Below are 16,174 nucleotides of genomic sequence, written 5' to 3' on the forward strand. Positions count from 1 at the left end.
CGCGAGACGCACGCCACCCGTCCGGCTCTCCCCGGGAGATCTACCTCGGCGGCGACCCGTTCCGCTGCCAGGTCGCCCCACGCTACGGCACCTGATCCCCCGGCCCGGGTTACGCTCCGCGGGTGCTGCTGCTGACCACCTTCGCCGTGAGCCTGCTGTCCGGGCTGGTGCCGGTCGTCAGCGTCGAGGTCTACCTGGGCGGGCTGGCCGCAGCCACCGACGCCGCCGCCTCCCCCGGCCTCGTGGCCGGCCTCGCCGTGGCGGCCGGTGTCGGCCAGACCCTCGCGAAGGTGGCCTGGTACCTCGCCGCCGCGCGTTCGATGGAGTCTCCTCGGCTGCAGCGCAAGCTCGCCCAGGACAAGTGGCGTCGCGGGTTCGAGCGCTGGCGGCAGCGGGTCACCGGGCGCCCGGTCCTCACCGCGGCGGTGCTGCTCGCCTCCGCGGGCGTGGGCTTCCCGCCGCTGATGATCATCGCCGTCGTCGCCGGGTCGTTGCGGGTGCCGATGGCCGTCTACGTCCCGACGGTCCTGGTGGGGCGCACCGTGCGGTTCTGGCTGCTGCTCGCGGGCGTCGGCTGGTTCGCCGCGTCCGCGACCTGATCAGTCGGTGCCACCCCGCTCCAGGTGACCACGTCGTACCGGCCGGGCAGGTGGGGTCCGGCCGCGGTGACGGATCGTGTCGTCGCCGTCCAGCCACCGGCTCGGGCGAGCCGGTCCAGGACGGTCGCCACGGCCGGCGTGCAGGACGACGCTCCCTCGCCGCGCGGGTCGCCGCTCGCCACCAGCAGCACGTCGCAGGCGCTCAGCGCATCTGCCGCCCCGGCGAGCGACGCGTCGTCCGCGTCCGCCGCCAGCTCGACGACGAGCGCCTCCGCGGCGGCGTCCGCGCCGACGGCCTCGCCCAGGACGAGCTGCACGACCGAGGCGGGTACGCCACCCCGGCCGGCCACGGACCTTGCGGGCCACCGGTCGAGGCCCGGGACCCACCGGTCGGCGATCCCGGCGGCCCCCAGCGAGGGCCGGCGGCGCCCGACGGCGGTCCGGGTGGCGGGCGCGAGCACGCCCCACCGGGCCGGCCACGCCCCGTCCGGACCGGCGGCCCTGACGAGCTCGTCCCGCACCGCCCGGCGCAACCGGTCGACGGGCCGCGCGAGACCGGCGGCGCCCGGTACGAGGAGGACGGTGGCGGGAAGGACCACGGCGTGGACGGGCACCGTCCCACGGTACCGGGCCGTGTAGCGTGGGCATGTGAGGTTCTTCGGATCACGTCGGGCCGCGAGGTCGTCCGCGCCATCGGTCTCCGAGGGCGGTGAGCCGGACCAGTTCCGCGCCGACGTCCGGAACGTCCTGCTCGCCGGACCGGTCGGCGACGCCGTGGGAGCCGTGCCCGGGCCGGTCTCCCGCGAACGCATCAGCGCATGGCTGGACCAGTCGGGGTTCACCTACTTCGTCGACACCGACGGCGACCTCGGCGGGCTGTGGCACGGCAGGCTCTTCTACTTCCTGCCGCTGGGCCCGGACGGCGAGGTGCTCCAGGTCCGCGGCCAGTGGCACCGCGAGGCGACCATCGAGCGGCTCGGCGAGGTGCTCGAGATCTGCAACGAGTGGAACGCCGAGCGCATCTGGCCCAAGACGTACGCGCGCGTGCGCGACGACGGCGCGATCGTCGTCTGCGCGGAGGTCACCGTCAGCGTCGAGCACGGCGCGAACGACGACCAGCTCGCCCAGCACCTGCAGTGCGGCCTGTCCACGTCGGCCATGTTCTTCGAGCACCTCGACGAGGTCTTCGGCGACCCGCTGCGGAGCGCACCGTGAGCGGCCCCCTGCGACGTGCCACGGACGCCGTCCTCCAGGCCGCCCGCCTGCGGGGCCGGGGCGGCCAGGGCGGCGCTCGCCCCTCGCTCCCGACACCTGTCTCCCTGGCCCGTGTGGGCAACGACCTGGCCCGGCGCGGCTACCGGTTCCGCACCGACGACGACGGCGACATCACCGGCACGTGGGACGGCAACCGCTTCTGGTTCCTCCTGCTGGGCGAGGAGTCCGAGATCCTCCAGGTGCGCGGCCGCTGGGCCGGCACGGTGCCGGAGTCCGCCCGCCCGGCCGTCCTCCAGGCGTGCAACGACTGGAACCGCGAGCGCATCTGGCCGAAGGTCTACACCCGCCCGGAAGGCGGCGGCCTGGCCCTCTACACCGAGGTCTCGGTCGACCTGGAGCACGGCGCGACGGACTCCCAGCTCGCGGAGACCGTGTCCTGCGGCCTGGTCACGGCCGCCCAGTTCTTCTCCAGCGTCGGTCCGCTGACGGACCCGTCCGCGTCCTCCTGACAGCTCGGGACGCTCAGCCGCGCAGCGTCGGCATGCCCAGCACCACGGGTCCGTCCGGCGCCGGGGCGCCGTGCGAGTGCTCGTCCCCGCCGCCACCGAGGCGCGCCCGCTCACGCCGCACCCACGCGTCACCGGACCGCGTGCGGCGCACGGCGTAGGTGCCGCCGTCGACGGCGGAGTCCGCGATGAGGTGGTGCGGCGCGGCACGCGTGACCTCGACCGTCACCATGTCGCCAGGACGCGGCAGCTGCGGGTCGAGCTCGGCCGGGTCGGCGAGGCGGGGGTCGTCGAGGCCGGCGGGCTGGTCGGCCGGGGTGTCGCCGTCGGCCACGGTTCCCGCCGGCAGCGCGAGGTGGACCAGCCGGTTGTCACGGGCCCGGCCGCTCAGGCGGTGCGTGGCGCCGTCCTTCTTGCCCGAACCCTCCGCGACCAGCACCTCGAGGGTGCGGCCCACCTGGCGGGCCGACTCCTCGCCGCTGATGCGCTCCTGCAGGGCGAGGAGCCGTTCGAACCGCTCCTGGACGACCTCCTTGGGGAGCTGGTCGTCCATCGTCGCGGCCGGGGTGCCCGGGCGGGGCGAGTACTGGAACATGTAGGCCGAGCCGAAGCGCGAGGCCTCGACGACCCGTAGCGTCTCGGCGAAGTCCTCCTCCGTCTCGCCCGGGAAGCCCACGATGATGTCGGTGGTGATCGCGGCGTCGGGCATCGCGGCACGGACCCGGTCGAGGATGCCGAGGAACTTCTCCGACCGGTAGCTGCGACGCATCGCCCGCAGGACCCGGTCGGAGCCGGACTGCAACGGCATGTGGAGCTGCGGCATGACGTTCGGCGTCTCGGCCATCGCCTCGATCACGTCGTCGGTGAACGCCGCCGGGTGCGGGGAGGTGAACCGCACCCGCTCCAGGCCGTCGATCTCGCCGCAGGCGCGCAGCAGCTTGGCGAACGCGCCCCGGTCGCCGAACTCGACGCCGTAGCTGTTGACGTTCTGGCCGAGCAGGGTCACCTCGACGGCACCCGCGTCGACGAGCGCCTGGACCTCGGCCAGGACCTCGCCCGGGCGGCGGTCGCGCTCCTTGCCGCGCAGGTGCGGCACGATGCAGAAGGTGCACGTGTTGTTGCAGCCCACGGAGATCGAGACCCAGCCCGCGTACACGGACTCGCGCCGGGTCGGCAGCGTCGACGGGAAGACCTGCAGGGACTCGGCGATCTCGACCTGGGCGGACTCGTTGTGCCGGGCGCGCTCCAGCAGCACCGGCAGCGCGTCGAGGTTGTGGGTGCCGAAGACGACGTCCACCCAGGGCGCCTTCGTCACGATCTCGCCACGATCCTTCTGGGCGAGACAGCCTCCGACGGCGATCTGCATGCCGGGCCGGGCAGCCTTGAGGCTCGCGAGCTGGCCGAGGTTCCCGTACAGGCGCGTCGCGGCGTTCTCGCGCACCGCGCACGTGTTGATCACGACGACGTCGGCGTTGCTCGCGGCGTCGTCGGCGGCCGTCGCCCGGGAATATCCGGCCTGCTCGAGCATGCCGGCCATGTGCTCCGAGTCGTGCACGTTCATCTGGCACCCGAGGGTGCGGACCACGTATGTTCGGGCGCCGGGGTCCGGGAGCACGGGCGAGCCGGTGTGGTGCGGTGTAGGCATGGTGGTGGACATCGCCACCCAGGATACGGCGCCCGGACGTCGTTACCGATTCGTTGCCGACGCAGGACTCCCGATGCTGGTGAACGAAACTTCGACTGGTTAGGTTCATGGGATGGATAGCAGCGGATCGGCTCGCGCAGCGGGTGAGCACCTGGGTGCTCCGCTCGTCGAGCTCGAGCGAGTCAACAAGCACTTCGGTGACCTGCACGTGCTGCAGGACATCAACCTGACCGTGCGCAAGGGTGAGGTGCTCGTCGTCATCGGCCCGTCGGGTTCGGGCAAGTCCACCCTGTGCCGCGCGATCAACCGGTTGGAAACGATCGACGACGGCGACATCCGCATCGACGGAGAGCCGCTGCCCGCCGAGGGTCGCGACCTCGCCCGCCTCCGTGCCGACGTCGGCATGGTGTTCCAGGCGTTCAACCTGTTCGCCCACAAGTCGGTGCTCGAGAACGTCACCCTCGGGCCGCGCAAGGTGCGCCGGGTCCCCAAGGCCAAGGCCGACGAGGAGGGTCTCGCGCTCCTCGACCGCGTCGGGGTCAAGAACCAGGCCGACAAGCTGCCGGCCCAGCTCTCCGGCGGTCAGCAGCAGCGCGTCGCCATCGCCCGCTCGCTCGCGATGCACCCCAAGGTCATGCTCTTCGACGAGCCCACCTCGGCCCTGGACCCCGAGATGATCAACGAGGTGCTCGACGCGATGGTCCAGCTCGCGCACGAGGGCATGACGATGATCGTCGTGACCCACGAGATGGGGTTCGCCCGCAAGGCCGCTGACCGCGTCGTCTTCATGGCCGACGGGCAGATCGTCGAAGAGGCCACGCCCGAGGAGTTCTTCACGAACCCGCGCAGCGACCGCGCCAAGGACTTCCTGTCCAAGATCCTCACCCACTGACTTCCCCACCCTGCACAACCGACGAAGGGAACACCATGCGCACACGCACCACGGGGGCGATCGCGCTCGCGGCCACCGCCGCGCTGACGCTCGCCGCCTGCTCCGACGACGGAGGCTCGAGCGGCGGCGAGGCCGAGGGCGGCGGCGAATCGGTCACCATCGGCATCAAGTTCGACCAGCCGGGCCTCGGGTTCATGGAGGGTGACACGCCCTCCGGCTTCGACGTCGAGGTCGCCAAGTACGTGGCCGGCGAGCTCGGCTACTCCGAGGACCAGATCACCTGGACGGAGGCGCCGTCCGCCCAGCGGGAGACGCTGCTGTCCACCGGCCAGGTCGACATGATCTTCGCGACCTACTCGATCACCGACGAGCGGCGCGAGCAGGTCTCCTTCGCCGGACCGTACTTCGTGGCCGGCCAGGACCTCCTGGTCGCCGCCGACAACACGGACATCACCGGCCCGGACACCCTCGACGGCAAGAACCTGTGCTCCGTCACCGGTTCGACCTCCGCCCAGCGGATCAAGGACGAGTACTCCGAGGGCGTCAACCTGCTCGAGCAGCCGGGCTACGCCGAGTGCGTGACCGCCCTCGTCGCAGGCCAGGTCGACGCGGTCACCACCGACGACGTCATCCTGGCGGGCCTGGGCGCGCAGCCGTCCAACGCCGGCCAGGTGAAGGTCGTCGGCAACACCTTCTCCGAGGAGCTGTACGGCGTCGGCATCCCGCAGGGGTCCGACCAGTGCGAGGCCATCAACGAGGCCATCACCAAGATGGTCGACGACGGCGCCTGGCAGGAGGCGCTCGACGCCGCGACCGAGGGCACCGGGTACGTCCCGAACGCCGACCTCAACCCGCCGGAGTACGAGCCCTGCGACGCGTGACGCAGCGCTGACCGGGGCCCGGGGCCCCCCCCCCCCCCCGGGCGGGGCCCCCCCCCCCCCGCCCCCCCCCCCCCCCCCCCGCCCCCCCCCCCCCACCCCGCCACGCTCAGCGTGGCGGGCCCGGGCCACCCGGCAGGCGACGCCGTACCGACTGCCCTCGACCGACCTACCCTCCGAAGGAGCGACTGCCGCGTGCAGGAGTACCTCGACATCGTCCGCGAGTACGACGTGCTCGGCGCGTTCTGGGTGAACATCCAGCTCGCGTTCTGGGCCGCTCTGCTGGCCCTCGCCCTGGGGTCCGTGCTGGCGTTGTTCCGCATCTCGCCGATCGGCAGCCTCCAGTGGGCCGGCACCACCTACGTCACGGTGTTCCGGAACATGCCCCTGACGATCATCATGGTCTTCATGGTGCTCGGCGCCTGGGGTCAGCTCGACCTGTCGCTCTCGACCGACTTCAACACGAACTTCTTCTGGCTCGCCGTCATCGGGCTGTCCGTCTACCACGCGGCCTTCGTGTGCGAGGCGATCCGCTCGGGGGTGAACACGGTGCCGGTGGGCCAGGCCGAGGCGGCGCGCTCCATCGGGTTGTCGTTCCTCCCCGCGGCCTGGCTCGTCATCCTCCCGCAGGCCTTCCGCGGCGCCATCGCGCCGCTGGGCAACGTCCTCATCGCGCTGATCAAGAACACGACGGTGGCGGCGGCAGCCTCGGTCGCCACGGAGACGTCATCGGTGATGAAGACGATGATCGAGTTCCGGTCCGACTACATCTACGCGATCTTCTTCACCTTCGCGATCGGGTACGTGATCCTCGTGACGCCGGTGGGGCTGTTGACCACATCTCTCTCGAGGAGCCTGGCGGTGTCCCGATGAACGCCCAGTCCGTCCTGTTCGACGCACCGGGCCCGCGAGCCCGTCGGCGCATCCTGCTCGGCAACCTCGTCGGCGCCGTGATCGTCGCCGGCGTCATCGCCCTCGTCCTGCTCCGGCTCGCCGAGAAGGGCCAGCTCGACCCGACACTGTGGCTGCACGCCGTCGACGCCGACGCGTGGGCGTACTACTACTGGCCCGGGTTCCTGGCGACCCTGCGCGCTGCTGCGCTGGCGATCGTCGGTGCGATGGTCTTCGGCCTCCTCTTCGGAGTGGGCCGCCTGTCGTCACACCTCCTGGTCCGCACGGTGTGCGGCACGATCGTGGAGTTCTTCCGCGCGGTGCCGGTGCTGCTCATGATGGTGTTCTTCTGGCTGCTGCTCGCCAACGGAGGCGTGGAGAACTCCTCGTTCTGGGGCGTGGTCATCGCGCTCGTCCTCTACAACGGGTCGGTCGTCGCCGAGCTGGTGCGCTCCGGCGTCCACGGTCTGCCGAGCGGGCAGCGGGAGGCAGCGCTCTCCGTGGGCCTGACCCGAGGTCAGTCGCTGCGCTCGGTCGAGGTGCCGCAGGCGCTGGTGGCGATGCTGCCTGCGCTCGTCTCGCAGCTGGTCGTGGTGCTCAAGGACTCGGCGCTCGGCGCGATCATCTCCTACAGCGAGCTCCTGCAGCACGCACGTCGCCTCGGTTCCGGCCAGGGCAACATCCTGCAGGCGCTCACGGTGGCGGCCGTCCTCTTCATCGTCGTCAACTACAGCCTGTCGAAGCTGGCGGAGCGGCTCAGCCGTACGCTGCGGCGGACGTCGGGCAAGACGGGGACGATGGCCGCCGGGCTGGACGCCGGTGTGGGAGCGGGAGCTACCGCGGTCGCCACCGGCCCTGCTGCGCGCCTCGACGAGGGCCCCGGTGCCCCCGGTACAGGCCCCGGCGACCGGGACCACCCGACACGCTGGTCCTAGGCGTCCGCGCGTCCGCTGCCGTCAGTCGCCGAGGAAGACGTCGTCGAGCTCGTCGAGCTCATCCCCCTCGGCGGCGAGAGCCTCCTTCACCGCGGCGAACGCCACCGACGGGTTGTGGCCCTTGCGGCTGAGCGATCCGACGGCCCGACGGACCCGCTTGTCGCGGTCGAGCCCGCGCGTCCGCGCCACGTGCTTGCGGGCGAGCTCGGCGGCAGCTGCGCGCTCGTCGTCGGCGTCGATCTGCTCGAGGGCCACGGCGGCGGTCTCGGTGTCGACGCCGCGGCGGTGCAGCTCCGCCGAGATCGCCCGCCGCGCCTGGCCCTTCTCGGTGTGACGGGTCCGGACGATCATCTCGGCGTACTCGACGTCGTCGATGAGACGGACCTCCTCGAACCGGTCGAGCACCGGGTCCACGACATGTTCGGGGAACCCTTTGCGCGTCAGCGACCGTTCGAGCTCGGCACGGCTCTTGGGTGCTGCCGTGAGGGACCGCAGCACGGCCTCGCGGGCCAGCTCCACCGCCTCCTCGACAGAGAGCTCCCCCGTGTCGAGACGTTCCGCGACGTTCGGGCGGCCGCGACGCTTCCCCTCGCCGCGACCGCCCTGGCGCTGGTCCCAGGCCATCAGCGCGCGCCCGTCAGAACGGCGCCTTCTTCGCCTTGGCCGCGGCCGACCGGGTCGCCGCCTTGGCCTTCGCCGGCGTCTTGCCGTCGTCCGGGCTCGCCACCGAGGCCGTCGACGCCGCAGCGTCGGTCACCGGCTCCGTGCCGTCACCCTCGGCGGGGGCGTCGACCGCAGCACCGACGCCGAGCTTCTCCTTGATCCGCTTCTCGAGCTCGTTGGCCAGGTCGGGGTTGTCGCGCAGGAAGGCGCGGGCGTTCTCCTTGCCCTGCCCGAGCTGGTCCCCGTCGTAGGTGAACCAGGACCCGGACTTGCGCACGAACCCGTGCTCCACGCCCATGTCGATCAGGCCACCCTCGCGGGAGATCCCGACGCCGTAGAGGATGTCGAACTCGGCCTGCTTGAACGGCGGCGCCATCTTGTTCTTGACGACCTTGACCCGCGTGCGGTTGCCGACCGCGTCGGTCCCCTCCTTGAGGGTCTCGATCCGGCGGATGTCCATGCGCACCGAGGCGTAGAACTTCAGCGCCTTGCCACCCGTGGTCGTCTCAGGGGAGCCGAAGAAGACTCCGATCTTCTCGCGGAGCTGGTTGATGAAGATCGCCGTGGTGCCCGAGGAGCTCAGGGCGCCGGAGATCTTGCGCAGCGCCTGCGACATGAGCCGCGCCTGCAGGCCCACGTGACTGTCGCCCATCTCGCCCTCGATCTCCGCCTTGGGCACGAGGGCCGCGACGGAGTCGATCACGATGATGTCGATGGCGCCCGACCGGATGAGCATGTCCGTGATCTCCAGGGCCTGCTCACCGGTGTCCGGCTGCGAGACGAGCAGCGCGTCGGTGTCGACGCCGAGCTTCTTCGCATAGTCCGGGTCCAGGGCGTGCTCGGCGTCCACGAACGCCGCGATGCCGCCGTTCCGCTGGGCGTTGGCCACCGCGTGCAGCGCGATGGTCGTCTTGCCGGAGGACTCCGGGCCGTAGACCTCGACGACACGCCCGCGGGGCAGTCCTCCGATGCCGAGCGCGACGTCGAGCGCGATCGACCCGGTCGGGATGACCTCGACCGGGGCGCGCCCCTCCTGGCCCAGGCGCATGACGGAGCCCTTGCCGAAGCTGCGGTCGATCTGGGCGAGCGCGGCTTCGAGAGCCTTCTCGCGGTCTTCCGATGCTGGCATGTTGGTCACCTTCGGGTTCTGGGCGCGGCCGCGCGCCTTCGGCTTGCTGTTCATGTTGCGACGACCGTACTCGGGGCCACCGACAACGATCCGCACCACCCGCCGGCCTGTGGACGACGGGCCGCAGACGTCCTGCTGTGGTCACACTCTACCCGAACGCGTGTTCGATCCCCGGGGTCGGAGACCGGCGTGTCGGCGGGGCACCTCAGCGCGGCGGCGGCGCCTGCCGGTTCCGGTCGGTGCCCCAGCGCCGGTCCGCGGGCACGTCGAGCGCGTCGCAGAGCGCGTGCCACACGTCCCGGGGCTCGACGCCGGCGGCGAGCGCCTCGGCCGGCGTCCGGTCGCCGAGGCGTGGCAGCACCTGCTCCCGGACGAGCGTGCGGCCGAGGGCCCGGCCGAAGACCTCGTCGACGAGCTGGGAGAAGTCTGAGTAGCGCACTCCCCCAGGGTGCCACGTCGGCAGCGCGCGGCTGTCGGTGTCGCGGTGCACGATGGGGCGGTGGCCACGACCTCCGACGACCCGCTCACCCGGTTCGCGCCCCCCACCCGGGCCTGGTTCGGCGGCGCGTTCGCGAGGCCGACGGCGGCGCAGACGGGCGCCTGGGACGCCATCGGCGGCGACCACCACGCCCTGGTGGTCGCACCGACCGGCTCCGGGAAGACGCTGGCGGCGTTCCTCTGGGCGATCGACCGGTTGGCGTCCGCTGCCCCGCCGCGCGACCCGGCTCGTCGCTGCCGGGTGCTCTACGTCTCCCCGCTCAAGGCTCTCGCGGCGGACGTCCAGCGCAACCTGCGCGCTCCGCTCGCCGGCATCCGCCATGCCGCCGCGCGCGACGGCGGGGTCGCCCACGAGGTGACGGTCGGCATGCGCACGGGTGACACCCCGGCGTCCGAGCGCCGGGCGTTCGCCACCCGCCCCCCGGACGTCCTCGTGACCACCCCCGAGTCGCTGTTCCTCGTGCTGACCTCGGCGGCACGGACAGGGCTGGCCGGTGTCGGGACGGTGATCGTCGACGAGATCCACGCCGTCGCCGGGACCAAGCGCGGTGCGCACCTCGCTCTCACGCTGGAGCGGCTCGACGAGCTGCTGGACCGACCGGCCCAGCGCATCGGGCTCTCCGCCACCGTCCGCCCGGTGGACGAGGTCGCCGGGTTCCTGGGTGGCGGCCGCGCCCGGGCGGACGGCGGGCGCGAGGTCGTCGTGGTGCAACCACCGGCCGACAAGCGCTGGGACCTCCAGGTCGCCGTCCCCGTCCCCGACCTGACGGACCTCGGCGGGACGGACGAGCCGGACCTGACCGGTGCAGCGGCGGGACCGCAGCGCCAGGCCTCGGTCTGGCCGCACGTCACCGACCGGGTGGTCGACCTCGTCGCGGCGCACCGGTCGACCCTCGTGTTCACCAACTCGCGGCGCGGGGCGGAACGGCTCACGGCGCGGATCAACGAGACGTGGGCCGAACGGCAGGGGCTCACCCTCCCCGACCCCGGCGCGGAGCAGGCCGCGCTGACGCCCGGGCAGTCGGGCACGGCCTCGTCCCGCCCCGACGACGCGCCCGTGCTGGCGCGTGCCCACCACGGGTCCATGAGCCGGGCCGAGCGCACGCGCACCGAGTCCGACCTCAAGGCAGGGGTGCTGCCCGCCGTCGTCGCGACGTCGTCCCTCGAGCTCGGCATCGACATGGGCGCCGTCGACCTCGTGGTCCAGGTCGGTGCGCCGCCGTCGGTCGCCAGCGGGCTGCAGCGCATCGGCCGCGCCGGCCACCAGGTGGGCGCCGTGTCACGGGGTGTCGTGCTGCCCACCTTCCGCGGTGACCTCGTCCCGGCCACCGTCGTCGCGCAGCGCATGCAGGACGGGGACATCGAGCCGCTGCACGTGGTGACCAACCCGTTGGACGTCCTCGCCCAGCAGGTGGTGGCCGCCCTGGCCGTCGACGACTGGCCCGCCGACGACCTCCTGGCGCTCGTGCGCCGGTCCGCACCGTTCACGGGGCTCGGGGACGCCACCTGGCACGCCGTCCTGGACATGCTCGCCGGACGCTACCCGAGCGAGGAGTTCGGCGAGCTGCGCGCCCGGATCGTCTGGGACCGGATCACCGGCGGCCTCTCCGCGCGCCCCGGGGCCCAGCGCCTGGCGGTCACGAGCGGCGGGACCATCCCCGACCGCGGGCTCTACGGTGTCTTCCTGGCAGGGGACGACGGCGGTCGCGGCGGCAAGCGGGTCGGCGAGCTGGACGAGGAGATGGTCTACGAGTCCCGGGCGGGCGACACGTTCACGCTCGGGTCCTCGACGTGGCGCATCGAGGACATCACGCCGGACCGCGTGGTCGTCACGCCGGCACCCGGCCTGCCCGGGCGGCTGCCGTTCTGGAAGGGCGACGCCCCCGGGCGCCCCGCGCCGTTGGGCCGCGCCGTCGGAGCGTTCGTCCGCGAGGCCGACGAGGCGCTGGCCGCCGACCCTCAGGCCGGCCGTGCGCACCTGCGGGACGCCGGGCTGGACGCCTGGGCCGCGGACAACCTGGCGGGCTACCTCACCGAGCAGCGCGCCGCCACGGGGCGATTGCCGGACGACCGGACGGTCGTGGTGGAGCGGTTCCGGGACGAGCTCGGCGACTGGCGGGTGGTGGTGCACTCGCCGCTCGGCGCCCGGGTGCACGCGCCGTGGGCGCTCGCCGTCGCCGCCCGGCTGCGGGATCGCCTGGGTGCCGACGTCGCCGCGATGCCGGGTGACGACGGCATCGTGCTGCGCCTGCCCGGTGACTCGCCCTGGGACGTGGAGGCCGGCGACGCCGGTGCGGAGCCCGTCGTCACCACCGAGGACCTCCTCCTCGACCCCGAGGAGGTGACCGACACCGTGCGCACCGAGCTCGGCTCCTCCGTGCTCTTCGCCGCGCGCTTCCGGGAGGCGGCGGCCCGCGCCCTGCTGCTGCCCCGCCGTCGGCCCGACCGGAGGTCCCCGCTGTGGCAGCAGCGCCAGCGCGCCGCCCAGCTGCTGCAGGTCGCCTCCGCCCACCCCGACTTCCCGATCATGCTCGAGGCTGCCCGGGAGTGCCTCCAGGACGACTTCGACGTCGCGGCCCTGCGCACGCTCATGACCGACCTGGCCGCCGGCCGCGTCCGTCTGGTCGAGGTGACCACGCCCGAACCGTCGCCCTTCGCCCGGTCCCTGCTGTTCGGCTACACAGCACAGTTCCTGTACGACGGCGATGCGCCGCTCGCCGAGCGACGTGCGGCCGCGCTGTCCCTCGACCCGGCGCTGCTGGCCGAGCTCCTCGGCGAACAAGGGGCGACCGACCTCGCCGATCTCCTCGACCCCGCCGCCGTCGAACGCACCGAGGCGGAGCTGCAGGGCCTGGACCCCGCACGGCAGGCCAAGGACGCCGAGGGTGTGTGGGACCTGCTGCGCCGGACCGGCCCGCACCCCGTGGCCGCGCTGCGCGAGCGCACCCGTGAGGACGCACGCGACGACGTGGGCGCCTGGCTCGACGAGCTGGCCCGGGCGCGACGGACCTTCCCCGTCCGGTTGGCCGGGGGCGAGCAGTGGGCCGTCGTCGAGGACGCGGCGCGGCTGCGCGACGCCCTCGGCGCAGCCCTGCCCGCCGGTCTGGCCGAGGCCCACACCACGCCGGTGCCCGATCCCCTGGGTGACCTCGTGCGCCGGCACGCCCGGACGCACGGTCCGTTCACCGTCACCGACGTCGCGCGCCGGTTCGGCCTCGGGGTCGCGGTCGTCGCCACCGTGGTCGCGAGGCTCGAGGCGGACGGGCTCCTGGTCCGGGGCGCCCTGCGGCCGGAGGTCCTCGGCGGCACCGGCGACGACCTGTGCGACCCGCGTGTCCTGCGCACCCTGCGCCGCCGTTCCCTGGCCGCCCTGCGGGCCGAGGTGGAACCGGTCGAGCCCGAGGCGCTCGGCGTCTTCCTGCCTCGCTGGCAAGGGGTCACGTCCTCGCCGCTACGAGGCACCGACGGCGTCCTGCGGGTCGTGGAGCAGCTGGCCGGTTCCGCCGTGCCCGCCTCCGCCCTGGAGACCCTCGTGCTGCCTGCGCGCGTGGCCGACTACTCACCCGCACTCCTCGACGAGCTGACCACCACCGGTGAGGTGCTGTGGGCCGGGCACGCCTCGTTGGCCGGCGGAGGCGGGGACGGGATGGTGAGCCTGCACCTGAGCGACGACGCGCCGCTCACGCTCGCCGCGCCGTCCGACCTCGCGCCCGACGGCCCGCTGGACACCGACCTGCACCGGGTGGTGCTCGACCTGCTCTCCGGTTCCGGCGGACACTTCCTGCCGCGGCTGGCCGAGCTGGCGGACGCCGCGCCGCAGGACACCCTGGAGGTCCTGTGGGACCTGGTGTGGGCCGGCCACGTCACGAACGACGGGCTGGCGGTGCTCCGCGAGCGGGTCGGCCCCCGCGGGGGCGTGCACCGAGCACCGCGCACGCCGGCGCGCGCCCGCCCCGTCCGCCGGTCACGGTTCGCCCACGCCCGACCGGTGGCACCACGCGGCGGTGGTGGTCGATGGTCGGCGCTGCCGGTGCGCGAGGCGGACCCGACCCTGCGCACTCACGCGCTGACGCAGGTGCTGCTGGATCGGCACGGCGTGCTCACACGTGCCGTGGCGCCCTCCGAGGGAGTGACGGGGCAGTTCCGAGAGGTCTACCGCGTGCTGTCCGGCCTCGAGGAGCGGGGCGCGGTGCGCCGTGGCTACTTCGTCGAACGCCTCGGCGGATCCCAGTTCGCGCTCCCCGGAGCCGTCGACCAGCTGCGGGTCGACGCCGCGGAGCGCGACCGTCTGCGCGCCGACCCGGACGCGACGCGTCGTGCCGTGCTGCTCGCGGCCACGGACCCGGCCAACCCCTACGGCGCCGCCCTGGCCTGGCCACGGCCATCGACCGGGTCGAGCGACTCCCCCGTGCACCGCCCGGGCCGCAAGGCGGGAGCCGTCGTCGTGCTCACGGGCGGGTCGCTCACGCTCTACGTGGAACGGGGTGGGCGCACCCTGCTGTCCTTCACCGACGACGCCGCCGAGCTCGCCCCGGCTGCCGCCGTCCTCGCCGAAGCGGCCGGCACGGGGCGGCTGGGCAAGGTGCTGGTCCAGCGCATCGACGGCACGCCCGCACTGACCGCCGCCCGGGATCGTGGACCGGCCGCCGCAGCCCTGCTCGACCACGGCTTCGGGATCACGCCACAAGGTCTACGGGTCGCGGCTCGCTGACAGGCGCCGCGACGGCGGTCGGCAGCGCGGCGTCGGAGGTGTCCGGCGGCTCCCGGTCGACGATGTCGGCGAGGAGGAACAGATACCCGATCATGAGGACGAAACCCACGCGCTCGAGCAGGCCGAAGGCCACGATCCCCGAACCGACCGCGGCGAGCGGCAGGTGGACGGCCAGGAACGTCGCGACCAGCATCGCCAACGCGGTCGTCGCACGCTGCAGCCGCCGCGGCGCGGCCGAGCGGGGCGCACCGACCTGCCGCGCCACGCAGTGGCCCACCACCGGCAGCACCACGAACGCCGCTGCCGCGCTCGTGCGGTGCACCGCGGCGGACAAGGTCGTCTCCACGCCCGGCGGGTCCGTCGGGAACACTCCCACCAGCACCATCGCGACGGCGAAGACGACCATCGCGGCACCCGGCAGCGGGCCGACCGCCAACCCCGACCGGTATGCCCGTGCCACCACCACGAGCCCGACGAGCGCGAGCACCGTCCCACCGAGCAGGATCGCCTCGCCACCGCCGGAGACGAACGCGTAGAAGCTCACGGGATCGACCACGGGATCCACGACGCCGGCACCGAGGACGTGTGCGGCGACCATCGCGCCGAGCGCCACCGCACCGAACCATCCGACGGTGCGCACGCTGCCACGAGCCGCCTGGGCAGGGCGAGATTCTGGTGCAAGGGGAGACATGGACCCAAGGATGTCCGAAAAGTCCGCGCCGATCCATCGGGTACCTCCCTGGTCCGTCCCTGACGGGTGACCGTGGCACCCTGAGTCCACCAGGAAGGGAGGGTCAGGTGCCCGAAGGTGACGTCCTGCGGCTGACCGCGGAGCGGCTCGACCAGGCGCTGCGCGGCTCGCCGCTCGTGCGCGCGGAGCTTCGCTGGCCCAGCGCTGCGGGAGCAGATCTCGTCGGCCGCACCGTGACGTCGTGCACGGCCTACGGCAAGCACGTCCTGACCCGGCTGGACGACGGCCGGACGCTGCACACGCATCTGCGGATGGACGGCTCGTGGCGGGTCGAGCGCACGGGCGGGCGCGCCGCGGCGGCACGACGGCCTGAGATACGCGCCGTCCTGGCCACGACGCGCTGGACCTGCGTGGGGTGGCGTCTCGGCATGCTCGACCTGCTGCGGACCCGTGACGAGCCGCACCTGCTCGCCCACCTGGGACCGGACGTGCTGGCGGACGACTTCCCCGGCGACGGCCTGGACGAAGCCGTGCGCCGGATGCGTGAGCAGGGCCCTCGGCCACTGTGCGACGTGCTGCTCGACCAGGGCGTCGTCGCCGGCCTGGGCACGATCTGGATGGCCGAGTCGCTGTACGCCTCGCGCCTGTGGCCCTGGACCCCGGCGGAAGCGTTGGACGACGCGGCGCACCGTCGGCTGCTGGCCACGGCTCGACGGCTCATGGGACGCAGCGTCGACATCGGTCGCTCTCGCGGGCTGCAGGAGGTGCCCCGCGCGGTGCACGGACAGCTCGGCAGGCCGTGCCGCCGATGCCGGACGTCCGTCGCCGTCGGGCAGGCCAATGAGCCTCCGTACGAACGTCCGGTCTTCTGGTGCCCGACGTGCCAGGCGAGCGACGCTCCGGCCCGTTGAGCCGGTCGCG

Annotated in this window: 15 protein-coding genes; 9 read left to right on the forward strand and 6 right to left on the reverse strand. The window is 73.3% G+C overall.

From position 1 onward, the window contains the following. The first annotated feature begins 122 nt into the window (after positions 1-122). Complete coding sequence (locus tag ACH5HR_RS09580; RefSeq protein WP_416477582.1) at positions 123-599, forward strand: hypothetical protein; 477 nt, start codon at positions 123-125, stop codon at positions 597-599. Here ACH5HR_RS09580 and ACH5HR_RS09585 read toward each other — a convergent pair. Next, positions 512-1,213: a hypothetical protein gene (locus ACH5HR_RS09585; protein WP_416477583.1), complete on the reverse strand. Its 702-nt coding sequence runs from the start codon at positions 1,211-1,213 to the stop codon at positions 512-514. The two genes, ACH5HR_RS09580 and ACH5HR_RS09585, sit on opposite strands and share 88 nt — an antisense overlap. A gap of 34 nt (positions 1,214-1,247) precedes the next feature. Between ACH5HR_RS09585 and ACH5HR_RS09590 the strand changes: the two genes are divergently transcribed. Next, positions 1,248-1,814 carry a YbjN domain-containing protein gene (locus tag ACH5HR_RS09590; protein WP_402375289.1) on the forward strand — a complete coding sequence of 189 codons (567 nt, stop codon included), beginning with the start codon at positions 1,248-1,250 and terminating at the stop codon, positions 1,812-1,814. Between the two features lie 47 nt (positions 1,815-1,861). After that, a complete protein-coding gene (locus ACH5HR_RS09595) occupies positions 1,862-2,323 on the forward strand; it encodes a type III secretion system chaperone family protein (protein ID WP_416477699.1) in 462 nt (153 codons plus the stop codon). Positions 2,324-2,336: 13 nt separating this feature from the next. Here ACH5HR_RS09595 and miaB read toward each other — a convergent pair whose 3' ends face one another. After that, the gene (gene miaB / locus ACH5HR_RS09600) at positions 2,337-3,977 is read right to left on the reverse strand and encodes a tRNA (N6-isopentenyl adenosine(37)-C2)-methylthiotransferase MiaB (protein ID WP_416477585.1); all 1,641 of its coding nucleotides are present in this window, start codon (positions 3,975-3,977) and stop codon (positions 2,337-2,339) included. Positions 3,978-4,077: 100 nt separating this feature from the next. Between miaB and ACH5HR_RS09605 the strand changes: the two genes are divergently transcribed. From ACH5HR_RS09605 to ACH5HR_RS09620, 4 genes are all read left to right on the forward strand, one after another. After that, a complete protein-coding gene (locus ACH5HR_RS09605) occupies positions 4,078-4,857 on the forward strand; it encodes an amino acid ABC transporter ATP-binding protein (RefSeq protein WP_402375293.1) in 780 nt (259 codons plus the stop codon). 35 nt (positions 4,858-4,892) lie between these two features. After that, complete coding sequence (locus tag ACH5HR_RS09610; RefSeq protein ID WP_402375295.1) at positions 4,893-5,738, forward strand: glutamate ABC transporter substrate-binding protein; 846 nt, start codon at positions 4,893-4,895, stop codon at positions 5,736-5,738. A gap of 192 nt (positions 5,739-5,930) precedes the next feature. After that, positions 5,931-6,608 carry an ABC transporter permease subunit gene (locus tag ACH5HR_RS09615; protein ID WP_402375297.1) on the forward strand — a complete coding sequence of 226 codons (678 nt, stop codon included), beginning with the start codon at positions 5,931-5,933 and terminating at the stop codon, positions 6,606-6,608. Then, on the forward strand, positions 6,605-7,561 hold the full coding sequence (locus tag ACH5HR_RS09620; RefSeq protein ID WP_402375299.1) for an amino acid ABC transporter permease: 957 nt from the start codon (positions 6,605-6,607) through the stop codon (positions 7,559-7,561). Before ACH5HR_RS09615 ends, ACH5HR_RS09620 begins: the two co-directional genes overlap by 4 nt. Before the next feature lie 21 nt (positions 7,562-7,582). Here the strand turns inward: ACH5HR_RS09620 and ACH5HR_RS09625 are convergent, their stop codons facing one another. The 3 genes from ACH5HR_RS09625 to ACH5HR_RS09635 form a co-directional block, all read right to left on the reverse strand. Then, on the reverse strand, positions 7,583-8,185 hold the full coding sequence (locus tag ACH5HR_RS09625) for a regulatory protein RecX (RefSeq protein ID WP_402375301.1): 603 nt from the start codon (positions 8,183-8,185) through the stop codon (positions 7,583-7,585). A gap of 13 nt (positions 8,186-8,198) precedes the next feature. Beyond that, positions 8,199-9,353: a recombinase RecA gene (gene recA, locus ACH5HR_RS09630; RefSeq protein WP_402375552.1), complete on the reverse strand. Its 1,155-nt coding sequence runs from the start codon at positions 9,351-9,353 to the stop codon at positions 8,199-8,201. Positions 9,354-9,558: 205 nt separating this feature from the next. After that, complete coding sequence (locus ACH5HR_RS09635) at positions 9,559-9,792, reverse strand: DUF3046 domain-containing protein (RefSeq protein ID WP_402375303.1); 234 nt, start codon at positions 9,790-9,792, stop codon at positions 9,559-9,561. A gap of 60 nt (positions 9,793-9,852) precedes the next feature. Between ACH5HR_RS09635 and ACH5HR_RS09640 the strand changes: the two genes are divergently transcribed. Continuing rightward, positions 9,853-14,562 carry an ATP-dependent helicase gene (locus tag ACH5HR_RS09640; protein WP_416477588.1) on the forward strand — a complete coding sequence of 1,570 codons (4,710 nt, stop codon included), beginning with the start codon at positions 9,853-9,855 and terminating at the stop codon, positions 14,560-14,562. Here ACH5HR_RS09640 and ACH5HR_RS09645 read toward each other — a convergent pair. Further along, positions 14,528-15,202, reverse strand: coding sequence for a DUF998 domain-containing protein (locus ACH5HR_RS09645; protein ID WP_416477589.1), 675 nt, complete (start codon positions 15,200-15,202; stop codon positions 14,528-14,530). The two genes, ACH5HR_RS09640 and ACH5HR_RS09645, sit on opposite strands and share 35 nt — an antisense overlap. 158 nt (positions 15,203-15,360) lie before the next feature. Here ACH5HR_RS09645 and ACH5HR_RS09650 point away from each other — a divergent pair, with 158 nt between their 5' ends. Continuing rightward, positions 15,361-16,164 (forward strand): DNA-formamidopyrimidine glycosylase family protein, encoded by an 804-nt coding sequence (locus tag ACH5HR_RS09650; protein ID WP_416477590.1) that lies wholly within the window; start codon positions 15,361-15,363, stop codon positions 16,162-16,164. Positions 16,165-16,174 lie beyond the last annotated feature (10 nt).

Source organism: Isoptericola maris, from assembly GCF_048065335.1.
Taxonomy (GTDB): domain Bacteria; phylum Actinomycetota; class Actinomycetes; order Actinomycetales; family Cellulomonadaceae; genus Isoptericola; species Isoptericola rhizosphaerae.

Coding starts and splice junctions, on each gene's coding strand:
- miaB (WP_416477585.1), bottom strand. CDS start 3,977: ATGTCCACCACCATGCCTACACCGCACCACACCGGCTCGCCCGTGCTC.
- ACH5HR_RS09605 (WP_402375293.1), top strand. CDS start 4,078: ATGGATAGCAGCGGATCGGCTCGCGCAGCGGGTGAGCACCTGGGTGCT.
- ACH5HR_RS09610 (WP_402375295.1), top strand. CDS start 4,893: ATGCGCACACGCACCACGGGGGCGATCGCGCTCGCGGCCACCGCCGCG.
- ACH5HR_RS09620 (WP_402375299.1), top strand. CDS start 6,605: ATGAACGCCCAGTCCGTCCTGTTCGACGCACCGGGCCCGCGAGCCCGT.
- ACH5HR_RS09625 (WP_402375301.1), bottom strand. CDS start 8,185: ATGGCCTGGGACCAGCGCCAGGGCGGTCGCGGCGAGGGGAAGCGTCGC.
- recA (WP_402375552.1), bottom strand. CDS start 9,353: ATGCCAGCATCGGAAGACCGCGAGAAGGCTCTCGAAGCCGCGCTCGCC.